Below are 14,585 nucleotides of genomic sequence, written 5' to 3' on the forward strand. Positions count from 1 at the left end.
ATACGGTTATTGAAAAGTCACTTCCAACTCGCTTCAATCCGGCTACCTTCTTCGCTTTCCGTTATCTTGAGATAAGTCTGGATTTCCTGCTGTAAATCCTCTACATGACTGATAATCCCGACAATACGGTTCTCCTTTCTGAGCGACTTAAGTGTCTCAAAAACAGTTTGTAAGGCATTTTTATCGAGTGAACCGAAACCTTCGTCCAGAAAAAAGAAATTATGTTTCGATTCGTTGCGGACATGAATGTGATCAGCAAGCGCGAGCGCCAGGGAAAGGGCCGCCTGAAATTTCTGCCCGCCCGAAAGAGTTTTCAGCAACCGCATATGTCCTCCATTCAGCAAATCCCTGATCCAGAAACTGTTCCCCTCCCCCAGTTCCAGATGCAGCTGCTGGTGCGTCATTTGGTGAAAACGGTGGTTTGCTGCCTGAATAAGGTTATTCAGGTAAATACTGGAAGCATAATCCACGAACCCGCTGGAACGGAATAGTTTTGAGAGATCGTCCAAATGCGCTTTCCTGAGGGTTAACCGCTCTTTTTCTTTAACCAGCAATTGCTTTTTAGCCAGGTCGTCAGCCATTTTTTTAAGCAGCCGGTCAAGTCCGCCTTCTTCTTTCTGATGCGCATTCAGGCTGGCTGTTAGGGTTTGTTTGGCCAGGGTTGCCGCTTCGTGTTGTTCCGCGTTATATTGCTGCTCCGTATTTTCCTGCAAAAGCTGCTGCAAATCGCGGCTTGTTGTCTCCAGCGCAAACTTGAAAGTCTCAATTGCTTTCCGCTCAGTATCGATTTGGATATTTTTTCCCAATATCGCTTCGACCTGAGACTCAGAATTGAATTCGTATCGGGAAAGCTCCAGATCAATTTTACCCTGAATGTCCATCAGATCTTTCCGGTAACTATCCAATGCCGCCTGCAAAGTGGCCTGACTTCCAGCCAGCACATTTTTCTCCATTTCAAGTGCATTCAGCTGTTGTTCGGTTTGTTCAAAAAGCGCAGTGATTTCCTTGTAGGTAGATTTCAGTGCATTGACTTTTTCAAAAATCTTTTGCTCCGGCTCGTTCACAAAGTCTGCCAGCTTCACCTTTTCAAGCTGTTCTGACAAGGTTAAAACCGTATTTTCAAGCCGGATAATCTCGTCTTTGAGCACCTGCAGTGGCTTTTCTATTTTTTCAGTTTTTTGCTGAATTTCCATTTCTATCTGCGCCGTCAGTTTTTTGATCGCCGCCTCGCCTTCCCGTATTGCATTCTGGCTTTGGGTGACTGCTTCAAAATGTTTTTCAAAAGCCGCCCGGTCGTTTTTGTCAAACCGTTCCCACAAAAAAAGCTGTTCGTGTTCCTTCGTTTTTTCCTTTGCCTGGTCCCAGCGTTCTCTGATAGCAGCTTTCCGCTTTTCAAGAACTGCAATCTGGTTAAACAGTCGCTCCACCGGCAATTGCGATTTCCTGACCAAATGCTCGCGTTGTTCGAGGTTCGAGAGACTTACTTCAGCAGTTTTGATTTCAGAATCCAGCGAATCATCATCGTGCAGCTTGGCGGGATGATGCGAAGAGCCGCAAAGCGGACACGGTTGTCCGTCTTCCAATGCAACCGAATATTTCTGCAAAGCAAGCTGCGTCTTCATACCTAGAAGAGTTGCCGAAAGCGACTTTCTCTCTCCCTCGCTTGCATTCAGGAAGTTTTGAATTGTGGTTTGAAAATTTTCAGGACTAACGGAGAGAGGCAGGTCATGGAGCAGCATGGCGCGGCTTTTTTCCAATTGTTCATCGAGTGCGGCTTGTTGAGTTTTCAATTCTGTCTGCAAATCTTCCGCCTCTGCCTTAACCATTTGCCTGTTTTCTGCCAGGCTGTCTGCCTTCAAAAACCATGATTTAATCAGGCTTAATTCATGAATATCAGCCAGCTCCGCTTTTTTGGATTCGTTTTCCTTTTCCTTGTCAAGCTTCTGTAGTTTCAACAGTTCAATCGCCTTATCAGTGACTTTCAACTGCGCTTCACCGCGCTCCAGTGCTTCCTTTCGCTTTGTGACAGCCGTCGAGCTTTCCAGAATCCGGATCACTTTTTCCAGCTCGTCGGCCGTATCCAGCAATTCTTCCCGCTTCCCGTACCGGGGTTTCAGCTCACTCAGGGTTTCGTTTTGCGTTTTAATCAAAACAGCCAGCTCTTTGCTTCTTAACTGGTTGTTTAAAAATTGCTTTTCCTCTCGCTCAGTATCTGATGCAAGCTTACGTTTTTGGTCAAAAAGCGATTTAAAATGGAGAGAACAGATTTCATAAATCTTGAGTACCTCCTCCCGAAGCTGCATTTCCGGAGCACTTAGTTCAAGCTCCTCTTTTTGCTTTTGAAGTAAACCGATCTTTTCCGCCGTCGCTTTCAGCCGTTGAAAAAGACTTTCCAACTCCGTTTGAAGTAACAACTCCGCATTTATCTTCCTGATCTCTGCTCTTATCAGCTCGCGCTTTTTTTGCTCTTCGTCGATCATTTCCGGGGTTACCTCGCCCAATCCTGTCAACTGACCATCCAGATTGGACAATGCAATATCGTTCTGCTTGCTCAGCGACCCGACGTTTCGGCTCAAATCATATTTTTCGAGCTGAAATAGCTCTTTCATCATCCGTGTGCGTTCCGCATCGCGGAGTTCGATAAACTCCTGGAAACGTCCCTGAGGGATAATGATCGTGCGACGGAAATTATCGTAGCTCAGCCCGATGATACTTTCAGTCGATTCCGTTTCCGGCAAGGGCACCCACTTTTCATCTTCCCAGATATAAGCCCTTCTCTCGAAAGTCTTTACGTCCTTAAAATTCTTTGTATTCCTTTTCCCGCGGACCGTGAACTTATACTTATCCCCTTTTTTCCCGGCAATGCATTCGAAATCTATCAAAAGATCATCGGAGCGCAGGTTCATCATATTGTAGGTCCGGTCGTCACCAGACTTGTTCAGCCGCTCGGTATCTCCATATAACGCAAAAGTGATCGCTTCCAGAATAGAAGATTTCCCGCTCCCGACCGCACCAAAAATCCCAAACAACGCAGCATCCGTCAAAGGATCAAAATCAATCTCCTGTTCAGTTTGGTAAGAATATAAGCCTTTTATTTTGAGGTATTTGGGGATCATTGTTTTGGCATTAGGCAGTATGCGTTAGGCTCTATGCTTTTAGCTTTAAGCTGTTAGCCATTAGCTTTTAGAATTAATATGTAATAATACCAAACACTAGCAGCCAGAAAACAACCAGCAAAGGGCTAATAGCTAACGGCCAATAGCTAAAGGCATAGAGCTTAAAACCTAAAGCATACAGCTTAACCCTCAAAGCCCCGCCAGCAAATCATCCAGATATTCCCTGTCGTTGCTAAGTCTGGGTACCTTGTTCTGTCCGCCTAGTTTCTGGCGTTTGCCCATCCAGGTGTAGAAGGTACCTGTAGGTACGAAATGGATCACCGGCGGCAGCAGGGCCATATCCTTGTATCTTTTAGCATCGTAATCCGAATTGACTTCCCGCAATGCAGCGTCGAGTGCCGTGCTGAATTCATTTTGATCAGCAGGTGCTTTGGTAAATTCGATAATCCATTCGTGGCTGCCCCGAGAGCCATCGCCCATATATACCGGGCCGGCTGTGTAATTTGCTACCAGGCAATCTGTCTTTTGAGCCGCTACCTTGATCGCGTGATCTGCATTCTCAACGATTACTTCCTCACCAAATGCATTGATAAAGTGCTTGGTACGCCCGCTTACTTTTACCCTAAACGGATAAACCGAAGTAAATTTAACTGTGTCCCCGATCAGATAGCGCCATAATCCCGCATTGGTCGAAATCACCATTGCATAGTTTTTACCTACTTCCACTTCGTCGAGCAGCAGTGCTTTCGGGTGCTTTTTACCAACTTCTTCTACTGGTACAAATTCGTAGAAGATGCCATAATCCAGCATCAGAAGCATTTCTCCTACCCTATTAATGTCATCCTGGATAGCGAAAAAGCCTTCCGACGCACTGTAAGTTTCAAGATATAAAACCTGATCCGACGGAAAATATTTGGTCATGAAAAGGTCACGGTAAGGCTCAAACGAAACTGCGCCGTGAACAAACACCTCGAAATCGGGCCACACTTCCAGCATATTTTTCTTGCCTGTCAATTCAAGTATCTGATCCAGCAGCACAATTGTCCAGGTAGGCACGCCGAGTATGCTCGTGACATTTTCCTGAGAGCAAATAGAAGCCATTTTTTCCAGCTTAGTCTCCCAATGGTCCATTAATGCCACTTCCAGTGGCGGTGTACGCATAAATTCTGCCCAGGAAGGCAGGTTTTGCATGATTACCGCTGAAACATCACCGATCTGCGTGTAATCATCAAATGGATTTGCGTGTAATGTACCTCCGATTGACAATCCTTTTCCATCAAAAACCCGCGTATCCGGCCGGTTGTTGATCAGGAGCGTCATCATATCTTTCCCTCCCTCGTAGTGGCATTCTTCGAGTGCTTCCGGCGATACAGGCAGGTATTTGCTTCTGGCATTCGTAGTACCCGACGATTTTGAAAACCATTCGATGGGCGAAGGCCACATTACATTAGGTTCGCCCTTGAGTACACGCTCGATATAGGGATACAGGTCCTCGTAGGTTGAGACCGGCACCTGTTCCTGAAATTCCTTTACTGATCTGATCTGACTGTAATTGTACCTGCTTCCCCACTCCGTGTAACGCGCCGTTTCAATTAGTTCGGAAAAGATGCGCTGCTGGGTTTCGATCGGGTATTTCATAAACTGCTCTATCCTTTCAAAGCGGCGCTTTAAGAACCAGACAGTCATATCGTTAACCAGCTTCATTGTATTTACTCAGTTTGAAGTGCCAGATGGAAGACCGTAAAAATAACAATAAAAAATGGTGGGAGAACAGTTTTTCAACCTGTTTCCCACCATTCTGTTCCGAAGAATTTTATGATCTGGAGCTAAACTTTCGGTAGATAAACAGGAGCAAAACAGCACCTAGTATGGCAATGAAAAGGCTCCCGAAATTAAATCCGTCAACGGTTCCGTAACCCAGCATAGATGAAATCCAGCCCCCAATTACGGCTCCTGCAATACCAATCAATATGGTAACAATAAAACCGCCCGGATCCTTTCCCGGATGAAGTGCCTTTGCAATAGCACCGGCGACCAGGCCGACGATGATCCATGTTAAAATACCCATAGTTCTTAGTTTAGATTAATAAAGGTGTTCAAACTTCAATAACAAAAACCATGCCGTGTTGGAATCATTTATCATAAAACATATTGCTACCTCCCGCTTTTTTAGTGATGGAAGAGATAATTTCCTGACCTTCTTCTTCCTTCAGGATCCTGGCCCCGCGGACCTGTCGCGCTACGCGAGTCCCGGTGATTTTGAAGAGTGCCTCACCTAGTAGCGGATCTTTCGGGTTGCCGAAAGGAAAGAGTATATTTCCCTCACTGGCTGCTATATCAGGCTCAAATCCAGTGTGATAATCCGACTTTTTGTCCTTGTTAAGGGATTTGGAGACGATTGGCTGCAAGCCCCATTTAATTCCCTTTTCCTCGCCGGTCAACGTCACCGAGCCTACGTTTTTGCCTACCGTTTTGGAACCGACCAATGTAATGTTCATAAATGGTTTCAATCCATTGATCAGCAACTCGCTAGCCGAAGCCGAGCGGGAGGATACCAGAAAAACGACGTTCGTCAGGTTTCCGCCGATGTTTTGTGTTTTGGTTATAAACTTATCGTAAAAATAGCTGTCGCCGTATTTCTTACGATTCGTCTCGGTAACCTCGTCGTTGTATTCTTTGTAATAAAAAATATCATTGGCAGTACCTTTCACGATCAGGCTGGCCAGGTTGGTTGCCGAGCTTACATATCCCCCCGGATTGTATCGCAAATCCACTATCAAAGCATTCACATTGTTTCTTTGGAACGTCGCGAAAATGTTGTCGAGCTTTTTGTCGTATTGTCCGTTCGTCGCTTTGTAAGGCTGGGGGATAAACTGATGGTAAACCACATAACCGATCTTATTAGGCCCGTAAGTGTATATGGTGTCAAAAAACACGGGGTCTTCCTGTAACACAACCGGTGCCACTTCCCGTTTGGTAGTTGTTTCTTCCAGGACAGTACCGTTGATCCTGGCTAATTTGAAGGTCTTTTTTTCCTCGTTGTTCAACAGTTGGTTGTAATTACTGCCTGTCAGTTTCTGATCGTTCACACTGTTGAAGATATCTCCGCGAACAAATCCCACCTTGTCGGCAGGCGAGTCGGGAATTACGTAGAGCACGATACCGATTATGTTGGTAGAGCCGCTTGGGAAATACACGAGCTTGTATTCCATTCCCGTTGTTTTGGATTCACCGCCCAGCGAAGCCTGCAATTCATCCGCACTTTCCTGGATCCACGAAAAGCGGTCCCCGTCAGGCCGGGCGGTTGCATCGTAGCGGTAAAGCAGCGATTCGAAGAATTCGTCCGGCTTTTTAGTATAATCCGGTGAGGCCGGAATGTGGTCATTCCAGTAATACCAGTATTTCATATTGGCATAGATCCACTCATTCGTCTGCTTATCATCCGCGGGATCTACATTCTTTTCGCGACACGCGTTCAGAAAAAAAGCTGTCAGTAACAACAGGAGGAGGTATTTTGCTTTCATAATGCCCGGTTAAATGCTAGGAAAACCTCGTCAATTATATCGCAAGCCTGGTTCATTTGCTCTTCGTTGATCACGAGCGGCGGCGCAAACCGGATTTTGTTTCCGTGTGTAGGTTTGCAGAGCAGCCCCTTTTCCATCATTTTATAACAAAGGTCCATTGCGGCAGAACCTTCTTCGCTATCATTGATTACGATCGCATTCAAAAGTCCCTTTCCTCTAACGATTTCTATCAGAGAACATTGCTTTTGCAAATCCAGCATTCTGTTTCTGAAAAGCTGTCCCATTTGCTCCGCATTATCAGCGAGATTTTCATTTTCCACCACCTGTAAAGCCGCAATGGTCACCGCACACGCGAGCGGGTTACCGCCATAAGTAGATCCGTGCTCGCCGGGTGCGATCGTAAGCATGATTTCATTGTCGGCAAATGCGGCTGAAACGGGCATTACACCGCCAGAAAGTGCTTTTCCCAAAACTAATATGTCCGGCTTGACACCTTCCCAGTCACACGCGAGCCGCTTCCCCGTTCGTCCGATTCCGGTTTGCACTTCATCAGCTATGAACAGCACATTGTATTTTGTACATAAATCCCTGACGCCTTTCAGATAACCTGCTTTGGGTACTACAACCCCAGCCTCTCCCTGGACCGGCTCGACCATAAAGCCGGCCACATTCGGGTCGCGTTTGAAAATGGACTCCAATGCATCCAGGTCGTCGTAAGGTATAATCTCATACCCTGGCAAAAAAGGACCGTAATCATCGGTGCTCGAAGGATCGGTGGAAGAGGAAATAGCAGCCAGCGTCCTCCCCCAGAAGTTGCCCGCAGCATAAACTGTCTTGGCTTTCCCCGGTTCAATTCCTTTTACTTTATACGCCCATTTACGGGTGAGTTTCAATGCAGTTTCACCACCTTCCACACCCGAATTCATCATCAACACCTTATCATAACCGAAATATTCGCACAAGTATTTTTCGCATTCACCCAGGCGATCATTATAAAATGCGCGGGAAGTAAGCGTCAGCCTTTGCGCCTGCGCAATCATGGCATTGATAATATGCGGGTGACAATGTCCCTGGCTCACAGCACTATATGCTGAGAGAAAATCAAAGTATTGCCTGCCCTCCACATCCCACAAATACACACCCGATCCCCTTTCCAGCACTACGGGCATTGGTTTGTAATTATGTGCACCATATTGATATTCGAGCTCCATTGCATGCTGCGAGCTGCTCATTGTGTCTGTATAGTCTGAGATTTTTTCCATAATAAGCCATCATTTCTATTTATGTAAAAATAGAGAAAAGCATTGAGGGAATTAGTGATTTTACAGTAAGCCTTATAATCTTATATTTGTAAAAGATCAGAAGGCTAAAGCATATGAAAGCGCACTATATTCCAGAAAATCGCAGTACCACCACCCGCAAGTTCATTCCGGTTCAGGAGTGGAACTCTCTCAAATCTGAGTCTTTGCTTACTGAAGGATCCGAATCCTATCACATTCCTGATTGGCAAAAAGAAATTGTACTTAAAAGGATCCAGGCATTCGAAAGTGGAACAGAAGAATTACTCGACTTTGAAGAAGCAATGAAAGAGATCGAGAAAGATCTCTGATGTATAAAATTAAAATAACCCCTGGGGCCAGACTGGACACCAGGGAGGCTGCGCTTTGGTATAATGAGCAACGGCCAGGATTGGGTAAACGGTTTACAAACTTTGTTAAAGGTAAACTCGAATTGATAAGTAAAAACCCTTACTTATATGAAGTTCGTTATTCAAATATCCGTTTGGCGCAATTGCCAATTTTTCCATTTTCCATACATTTTAGAATTGACGAGATTAGTAAAACGGTTGTCATTTTTGCTGTTTTCCACATGAGCCTTAATCCTGACAAATGGCCGTTTCGAAAAGAATAGAAAACATTTGTTGAAACATCAATTTCACATACTAAATTTGCAAACATAATCTCAAAGGGGTGCCCTACCTGACGGGCTGAGATCATACCCATAAACCTGATCCGGGTAATGCCGGCGGAGGAAGAGAAAGCTGGAAAAATCCATAGCTGTTTCTAAATTTTATTTATTGTTTTAAATCAAGATAGGTGGCCCCTGCCTGTTGTAACTATTTATCTCGCAATGCGAAACGTTACTACCTATCTGCTCGTGCTGGTTTTCAGCGTGACTATCAGTGCCCATACCTTTGCACAACGCACCATTTCCGGTCGCGTTACCGACTCCGAGGACGGAAAGCCGCTCCCCGGCGCTACCATCAAAGCCTCTGAGATTCGTGGCACCAACTCCGATCAGAATGGGAATTTCACCCTTCGCAACATTTCGGATAATGTGAGCGAGTTTGAAGTTTCCTATATTGGTTATCAAACCATTCAAATTCCTCTAAATGGACAGAATCAACTGGAAATCAAGCTGGTAAAGAGCACTTACCAGGCCGACGAAGTGGTAATCAATGCAACCCGCGTCAATGAAAAAAGTGCAATGGCGTTTACGAATGTGACCGCGGCAGCTATCGACAAGCAGAACCTCGGCCAGGATTTACCCGTACTGCTCAACTTCACGCCTTCACTTGTGAGTACGAGTGACGCAGGTGCGGGTGTAGGTTATACCGGAATCAGGATCCGCGGCTCCGATGCAACCCGCATTAATGTGACTGTCAACGGAATACCTTACAACGATGCTGAAAGTCAGGGTGTTTTTTGGGTGAATATGCCCGACTTCGCCTCTTCGGTGAGCAGCATTCAGATCCAGCGCGGCGTGGGTACCTCAACCAATGGAGCGGCTTCCTTCGGCGCGACGGTGAATATCAATACCAATGCATTGCGAAAAGAAGCCTATGCAGAGCTGAACAATGCTTACGGATCTTTCAATACTTTCAAAAACACATTGAAAGTGGGTACCGGTCTGATCAAAGACAAGTTCACATTCGATGCGCGACTTTCCCGCGTTTCATCCGACGGTTTTGTCGATCGTGCGGCTTCCGAGCTGCATTCCTACTATTTGTCAGGTGGTTATTTTGGCAGGAAAAGCTTTGTACGGGTCAATGTATTTTCAGGAAAAGAGCGTACTTACCAGTCGTGGAACGGCGTGCCGGAAGCTAAGTTGCGCGGCGACCGGGAGGGAATTTTGAGCTACATTGAAAGAAACGGATTGGACGAAGCAGATGCACAGAACCTGCTCAACGCTGACAACCGCACTTACAATTCGTATACCTACAAAAATGAGGTAGATAATTACCGCCAGGATCATTACCAGCTTGTTTCGTCACACAGTCTGAGCGATAAATGGAACTTCAATCTCAATGCATTTTTGGTTAGAGGTTTGGGATATTACGAGCAGTACCGGAAAGGTGATGATTACGCAAACTACAATCTGCCGAATGTTATAATCGGCGCCGATACACTGGAAAGTACCGATCTGATCCGCAGGCGCTGGCTGGATAATTATTTCTACGGAACTACCTTTTCGCTCGATTATAACAGTTTCAAAAAGCTGACCGCCAGCATTGGCGGCGGCTGGAACAAGTACGACGGTAACCATTATGGACAGCTTATCTGGGCCAGAAATGCGGGAAACATCGAAAACGAGCACCAGTACTATTACAGCCAGGGGATCAAAAAGGATTTTAATATTTACGGAAAACTGTATTATCAGTTTACCGATAAGCTCAATGCATTTGCCGATCTGCAATTCAGAACTGTAAGTCACGCGGTCCACGGGACGGACAATGATCAGGTTCAACTGGCGGTTGACCAATCTTATTCCTTTTTGAATCCAAAAGCAGGATTAACGTATCAGATCGCGAATCAGAGCAGCATTTATGCGTCTTACAGCATCGGAAACCGCGAACCGAACCGCGATGATCTTACCAATACAACTGCTGTTTTATTCCCAAAAAGTGAGCGTCTGCAAAACGTGGAGGCGGGTTTCAGGACACAGCAGGGGAAATTTGCTTTTGCGGCGAACTATTATTTAATGCATTACAAAAATCAGCTGGTACTCACCGGACAGATCAATGATGTTGGAAATTCGATCCGCGTGAATGTTCCGAAAAGCTACCGGACAGGAATCGAGCTGGAAGGCGCAGTCGCATTCAACCACTTTCTGAAATGGAATGTGAACGCAACTTTCAGCCGGAATAAGATCCATAATTTCACTGAATATGTGGTCGATTACGACAATGGAGGATATCAGACCGTAAACCACGGAAAGTCCGATATTTCTTTTTCGCCCAATGTAGTTGCAGGAAGTCAGCTGACTTATGCCATACAAAAAAACCTGGAACTGGCGCTGCTGACTAAATATGTAGGCAAACAATATCTCGATAACACTTCCACTGAAAGCCGGAAACTCGACGCATACTTCACAAATGACGTGCGCCTGTCATGGACGGTCAAACCAAAATGGGCGAATGAAATTGCATTCAATCTGCTGGTCAACAATATCCTGGCTGAGCAATACGAATCAAACGGTTATACCTACGGCTACATCGCCGGGGGCGCATTAACACAGGAAAATTTCTACTTCCCGCAAGCTGGCAGAAACTTTCTGGTAGGGGTTAATTTTAGGTTTTGATTTCGACTTTCTGGCTACCTTTGCCGCATGGAACTCAAAAATGACCTTTTGCTTCGTGCGGCGCGGGGCGAGAAAACGGAGCGGACGCCGGTTTGGATGATGCGGCAGGCGGGCCGGATTTTGGCTGAATACCGGGCGGTAAGAGAAAAAGCAGGTAGCTTTATCAAACTCGCTACCACGCCAGAAATGGCGGCGGAAGTCACCTTGCAACCCGTTGATTTGCTTGGCGTTGACGCAGCTATTATATTTTCAGATATTCTCGTGATCCCCGAAGCAATGGGGCTGCCCTACGAAATGGCCGAGCAGCGCGGACCGGTTTTTCCTGCGACCGTGCATTCCATGCAAGACCTCGAAAAGCTGCATATTGCTGAGCCGGAAACAGATCTAAAATACGTGCTCGACGCGATCAAGCTCACCAAGCAGGGATTGGAAAACCGGGTTCCTTTGATCGGTTTCGCTGGCGCGCCTTTCACTATTTTTTGTTACATGACGGAAGGAAAAGGCTCTAAAACCTTTTCAGTGGCCAAAAAGCATTTGTATGCAGATCCTCAATTTTCCCACGCATTACTGCAAAAAATCACAGACAGCACAATTGCTTACCTGAAAGCGCAGATAGTAGCCGGCGCCGATCTGGTACAAATTTTCGATTCCTGGGCAGGTATTCTGTCGCCCGAGCAGTACCGGATTTTTTCCCTACCCTATATCAAACAAATCTGCGACGCGATCACAGAAGTACCTGTGACCGTTTTTGCGAAAGGTGCATTTTTTGCAAGAAAAGAGATAAGCGAATTAAGTTGCGATGTGGTGGGGCTCGACTGGAATATGGATATACGCGAATCGCGCGAACTGATTCCCAACAAAACGCTGCAAGGTAACCTCGACCCGTGCGTACTATACGCTTCCTACGATCAGATCAGGCTTGAAGTGAAGAAAATGCTGGAACAGTTTGGCACCCAGAAATACATCGCCAACCTTGGCCACGGCGTTTATCCCGACACTGACCCGGATAAGGTGCGGTGTTTCATTGAATCTGTCAAAGAATATTCAAGTCTGTAATGTCAGTACCAAAAAAGAAATGTGTATTCCTCGATCGCGACGGAGTACTTAATGAGGATTGCCCCGACTACGTATATGATCTTAAAGATCTGGTAATTCCGGCAGGTGTTCCGCAGGCGCTTCAAATGCTCAAAAAGGCAGGATATCTGCTGATTGTGATCACCAATCAGGCGGGTATTGCAAAAGGGCTATATACCGCTGAAAATGTGTACATAATCCATGAAGCAATGCAGCAGGCTTCGGAAAATGCATTGGATGATCTTTATTTTTCCCCCTATCATCCGCAGTTTTCCGGCGCTTCCTTGTCGAGAAAACCAGGTTCATTGATGCTGGAAAAAGCGATTGCCAAATATGATATTGATCCCGAACTGTCATGGATGATTGGTGACAGGGATAGGGATATGCAGGCTGGAAAGAATGCGGGAGTACGAACAATCCACATTGTTCCTGATACTGAAAAATCGGAGGGTGATTACGCGGCTGCCAATTTATTGGATGCAGCCGAAATCATAGTAAAAATTTCAGCTTAGGCTTTTACTACCGGAGCGGCCTGAATCTTTTGAACTGAGCCGTAAGCAGGGCAGGCATGCTTGGTGCAGGCTGAGGCTGCCAGTGTTCCGCAAACCGCGAAAATGACCAGGATCTTTTTCATTTTTCTGTTCGTATAAGGTTTTGTCACCGTAAAAATATAAAAAAAGTTCTTTGAATAAGTGTTGCAGTCCGACTAATAACGAACTCATTCAAAGAACTTTATATTAAGCGGTTAAATTTTTGTTTCGGCCAACTCTTCCTCCACCTCTACCGGCAAATCTTCCTTGCCATTATTGTTGTTAATCTGACTGGTAAAAGGCTCCTCCTTAAAGCCCAGTATCCGCAGCATCGAATCGCTGTTTTGCTCCTGAGCGAATACACGTGTTGTTATATTTCCGTCTTCGTCTTTATCGACCAGCACGTGTTTCGGTGCCGGGATCAGGCAGTGCTGAATCCCACCGTAGCCGCCCAGGGATTCCTGGTAAGCACCGGTATGGAAAAATCCGATGTATTGCTTTTCGGTTTCTTCTTCAAAAATCGGCATATACAGATCAGCACTGTGCATTTCACTGTTGTAAAAATCCTGTGAATCGCACGTTAATCCGCCCAGATTCACTTTTTGGTACGCATTGTCCCAGTTATTGATCGGAAGCATGATATACTTCTGGTTCATACCCCACGAATCAGGCAGCTGAGTGATAAAAGATCCATTGATCATATACCAAAGCTCCTTGTCGTTTTGCAGCTTTTTGTCAATGATTTCATAAATCACCGCGCCACTTTCGCCTACCGTGTAGCTTCCAAATTCCGTAAAAATATGTGGAACCGGCACATTGTTTTTGTTGCAGATCCATTGAATATTTTCAATGATTTCGTCAATCATCTGCTGGTAATCATAGCCCGATTGCAATGAAGTCTGGATCGGCAAACCGCCGCCAATGTCGATAGAATCGAGCTCGGGGCAAATCTTTTGCATTTCGCAGTATTTGAACATAAACCGGGTAAGCTCACTCCAGTAATACGCGCTGTCTTTGATACCGGTATTGATAAAAAAGTGCAGCATTTTGAGCTTAAACCGTGGATTAGGCTCAATTTTCTCTTTGTAAAGCTGCTGCACATCGTGGTAACGGATACCAAGACGCGAGGTATAGAATGCAAAATTAGGTTCTTCGTCAGTGGCAATGCGCATTCCGAAATTGACCGTGTCCGCGGTAACCTGCTGCTCGTAAGATTCGATTTCTTTGAGGTTGTCCAGAATGGGGACCACATTGAAGCCTTCGTTGATCAGCTCGCTCAGATATTGCGTATAACGCGGCAGCTTGTAACCATTGGCAAGAATATAAGTGCTTTTGTTCACCTTACCCCGGCGGTACAGTTCCCGGATAATGGGAATATCAAACGCAGAAGAAGTTTCAATGTGGATATTATGCTTCAATGCCTCTTCAAGCACAAAGCTGAAATGCGAAGATTTGGTACAATAGCAATAAGTGTAAGTCCCTTTGTAATTGTGCCTCTTGAATGCATTCCGGAAAAACATATTTGCATTCTCTATATGCTCCCCTATTTTGGGTAAATAATTTATTTTAAGAGGCGTACCGTGCTCCCTGATGATGTCCATCAGAGGTACATTGTTGAACAGCAATTCATTATTATCAACATTAAATTCCATGGTTGGGAATTCGAACGTCTGCTCAATAAGGTCAATGTAGCTGCTTTTCATTATTTGCTCGTCGCGGTTGTAATGATTGATTTATAAGTAAAAGGGAAACAAAAAAGG

At 45.5% G+C, this 14,585-nt stretch carries 12 protein-coding genes and 1 riboswitch; of the genes, 5 read left to right on the top strand and 7 right to left on the bottom strand.

Translation table 11 applies throughout. The annotated features are described in order from the left end of the window. Positions 1-17: 17 nt before the first annotated feature. The 5 genes from FXO21_RS08170 to rocD form a co-directional block, all read right to left on the bottom strand. Positions 18-3,116 (bottom strand): SbcC/MukB-like Walker B domain-containing protein, encoded by a 3,099-nt coding sequence (locus FXO21_RS08170; protein WP_149639632.1) that lies wholly within the window; start codon positions 3,114-3,116, stop codon positions 18-20. 189 nt (positions 3,117-3,305) lie between these two features. Next, positions 3,306-4,820, bottom strand: a complete 1,515-nt coding sequence (locus FXO21_RS08175; protein WP_149639633.1) for a GH3 auxin-responsive promoter family protein — start codon at positions 4,818-4,820, stop codon at positions 3,306-3,308. 109 nt (positions 4,821-4,929) lie between these two features. Next, positions 4,930-5,184, bottom strand: coding sequence for a GlsB/YeaQ/YmgE family stress response membrane protein (locus FXO21_RS08180; RefSeq protein WP_149639634.1), 255 nt, complete (start codon positions 5,182-5,184; stop codon positions 4,930-4,932). Positions 5,185-5,248: 64 nt separating this feature from the next. Then, positions 5,249-6,640 (bottom strand): S41 family peptidase, encoded by a 1,392-nt coding sequence (locus FXO21_RS08185; RefSeq protein ID WP_149639635.1) that lies wholly within the window; start codon positions 6,638-6,640, stop codon positions 5,249-5,251. Then, positions 6,637-7,902 carry an ornithine--oxo-acid transaminase gene (rocD, locus tag FXO21_RS08190; protein WP_304487020.1) on the bottom strand — a complete coding sequence of 422 codons (1,266 nt, stop codon included), beginning with the start codon at positions 7,900-7,902 and terminating at the stop codon, positions 6,637-6,639. Before rocD ends, FXO21_RS08185 begins: the two co-directional genes overlap by 4 nt. 113 nt (positions 7,903-8,015) lie before the next feature. Here rocD and FXO21_RS08195 point away from each other — a divergent pair, with 113 nt between their 5' ends. The 5 genes from FXO21_RS08195 to FXO21_RS08215 all read left to right on the top strand — a co-directional run bounded on the left by FXO21_RS08195 (position 8,016) and on the right by FXO21_RS08215 (position 12,807). Further along, positions 8,016-8,249, top strand: coding sequence for an addiction module protein (locus FXO21_RS08195; RefSeq protein ID WP_149639636.1), 234 nt, complete (start codon positions 8,016-8,018; stop codon positions 8,247-8,249). Beyond that, entirely contained in the window at positions 8,249-8,551 is a 303-nt protein-coding gene (locus tag FXO21_RS29175; protein ID WP_149639637.1) for a type II toxin-antitoxin system RelE/ParE family toxin, read from the top strand. Before FXO21_RS08195 ends, FXO21_RS29175 begins: the two co-directional genes overlap by 1 nt. A 45-nt stretch (positions 8,552-8,596) precedes the next feature. Beyond that, positions 8,597-8,691, top strand: a riboswitch (TPP riboswitch). 79 nt (positions 8,692-8,770) lie between these two features. Further along, entirely contained in the window at positions 8,771-11,221 is a 2,451-nt protein-coding gene (locus FXO21_RS08205; protein ID WP_149639638.1) for a TonB-dependent receptor, read from the top strand. A 27-nt stretch (positions 11,222-11,248) separates the two neighbouring features. Further along, on the top strand, positions 11,249-12,277 hold the full coding sequence (gene hemE / locus FXO21_RS08210) for a uroporphyrinogen decarboxylase (RefSeq protein WP_149639639.1): 1,029 nt from the start codon (positions 11,249-11,251) through the stop codon (positions 12,275-12,277). After that, positions 12,277-12,807: a D-glycero-alpha-D-manno-heptose-1,7-bisphosphate 7-phosphatase gene (locus FXO21_RS08215; RefSeq protein WP_149639640.1), complete on the top strand. Its 531-nt coding sequence runs from the start codon at positions 12,277-12,279 to the stop codon at positions 12,805-12,807. Before hemE ends, FXO21_RS08215 begins: the two co-directional genes overlap by 1 nt. Here the strand turns inward: FXO21_RS08215 and FXO21_RS29075 are convergent. Both FXO21_RS29075 and FXO21_RS08220 read right to left on the bottom strand, forming a co-directional pair. Continuing rightward, positions 12,804-12,929, bottom strand: coding sequence for a hypothetical protein (locus tag FXO21_RS29075; RefSeq protein ID WP_255486053.1), 126 nt, complete (start codon positions 12,927-12,929; stop codon positions 12,804-12,806). The genes FXO21_RS08215 and FXO21_RS29075 overlap by 4 nt on opposite strands. 111 nt (positions 12,930-13,040) lie before the next feature. After that, positions 13,041-14,528 carry a type III PLP-dependent enzyme domain-containing protein gene (locus tag FXO21_RS08220; RefSeq protein WP_225865614.1) on the bottom strand — a complete coding sequence of 496 codons (1,488 nt, stop codon included), beginning with the start codon at positions 14,526-14,528 and terminating at the stop codon, positions 13,041-13,043. Positions 14,529-14,585: the final 57 nt, after the last annotated feature.

The sequence above is a fragment of the Dyadobacter sp. UC 10 genome (assembly GCF_008369915.1).
Classification (GTDB): domain Bacteria; phylum Bacteroidota; class Bacteroidia; order Cytophagales; family Spirosomataceae; genus Dyadobacter.

What these genes read in the sequence shown, in the direction of transcription:
- FXO21_RS08170 (WP_149639632.1), bottom strand. Translation starts at nt 3,116, where the DNA reads ATGATCCCCAAATACCTCAAAATAAAAGGCTTATATTCTTACCAAACT.
- FXO21_RS08175 (WP_149639633.1), bottom strand. Translation starts at nt 4,820, where the DNA reads ATGAAGCTGGTTAACGATATGACTGTCTGGTTCTTAAAGCGCCGCTTT.
- FXO21_RS08180 (WP_149639634.1), bottom strand. Translation starts at nt 5,184, where the DNA reads ATGGGTATTTTAACATGGATCATCGTCGGCCTGGTCGCCGGTGCTATT.
- FXO21_RS08185 (WP_149639635.1), bottom strand. Translation starts at nt 6,640, where the DNA reads ATGAAAGCAAAATACCTCCTCCTGTTGTTACTGACAGCTTTTTTTCTG.
- rocD (WP_304487020.1), bottom strand. Translation starts at nt 7,902, where the DNA reads ATGGAAAAAATCTCAGACTATACAGACACAATGAGCAGCTCGCAGCAT.
- FXO21_RS08195 (WP_149639636.1), top strand. Translation starts at nt 8,016, where the DNA reads ATGAAAGCGCACTATATTCCAGAAAATCGCAGTACCACCACCCGCAAG.
- FXO21_RS29175 (WP_149639637.1), top strand. Translation starts at nt 8,249, where the DNA reads ATGTATAAAATTAAAATAACCCCTGGGGCCAGACTGGACACCAGGGAG.
- FXO21_RS08205 (WP_149639638.1), top strand. Translation starts at nt 8,771, where the DNA reads ATGCGAAACGTTACTACCTATCTGCTCGTGCTGGTTTTCAGCGTGACT.
- hemE (WP_149639639.1), top strand. Translation starts at nt 11,249, where the DNA reads ATGGAACTCAAAAATGACCTTTTGCTTCGTGCGGCGCGGGGCGAGAAA.
- FXO21_RS08215 (WP_149639640.1), top strand. Translation starts at nt 12,277, where the DNA reads ATGTCAGTACCAAAAAAGAAATGTGTATTCCTCGATCGCGACGGAGTA.
- FXO21_RS29075 (WP_255486053.1), bottom strand. Translation starts at nt 12,929, where the DNA reads ATGAAAAAGATCCTGGTCATTTTCGCGGTTTGCGGAACACTGGCAGCC.
- FXO21_RS08220 (WP_225865614.1), bottom strand. Translation starts at nt 14,528, where the DNA reads ATGAAAAGCAGCTACATTGACCTTATTGAGCAGACGTTCGAATTCCCA.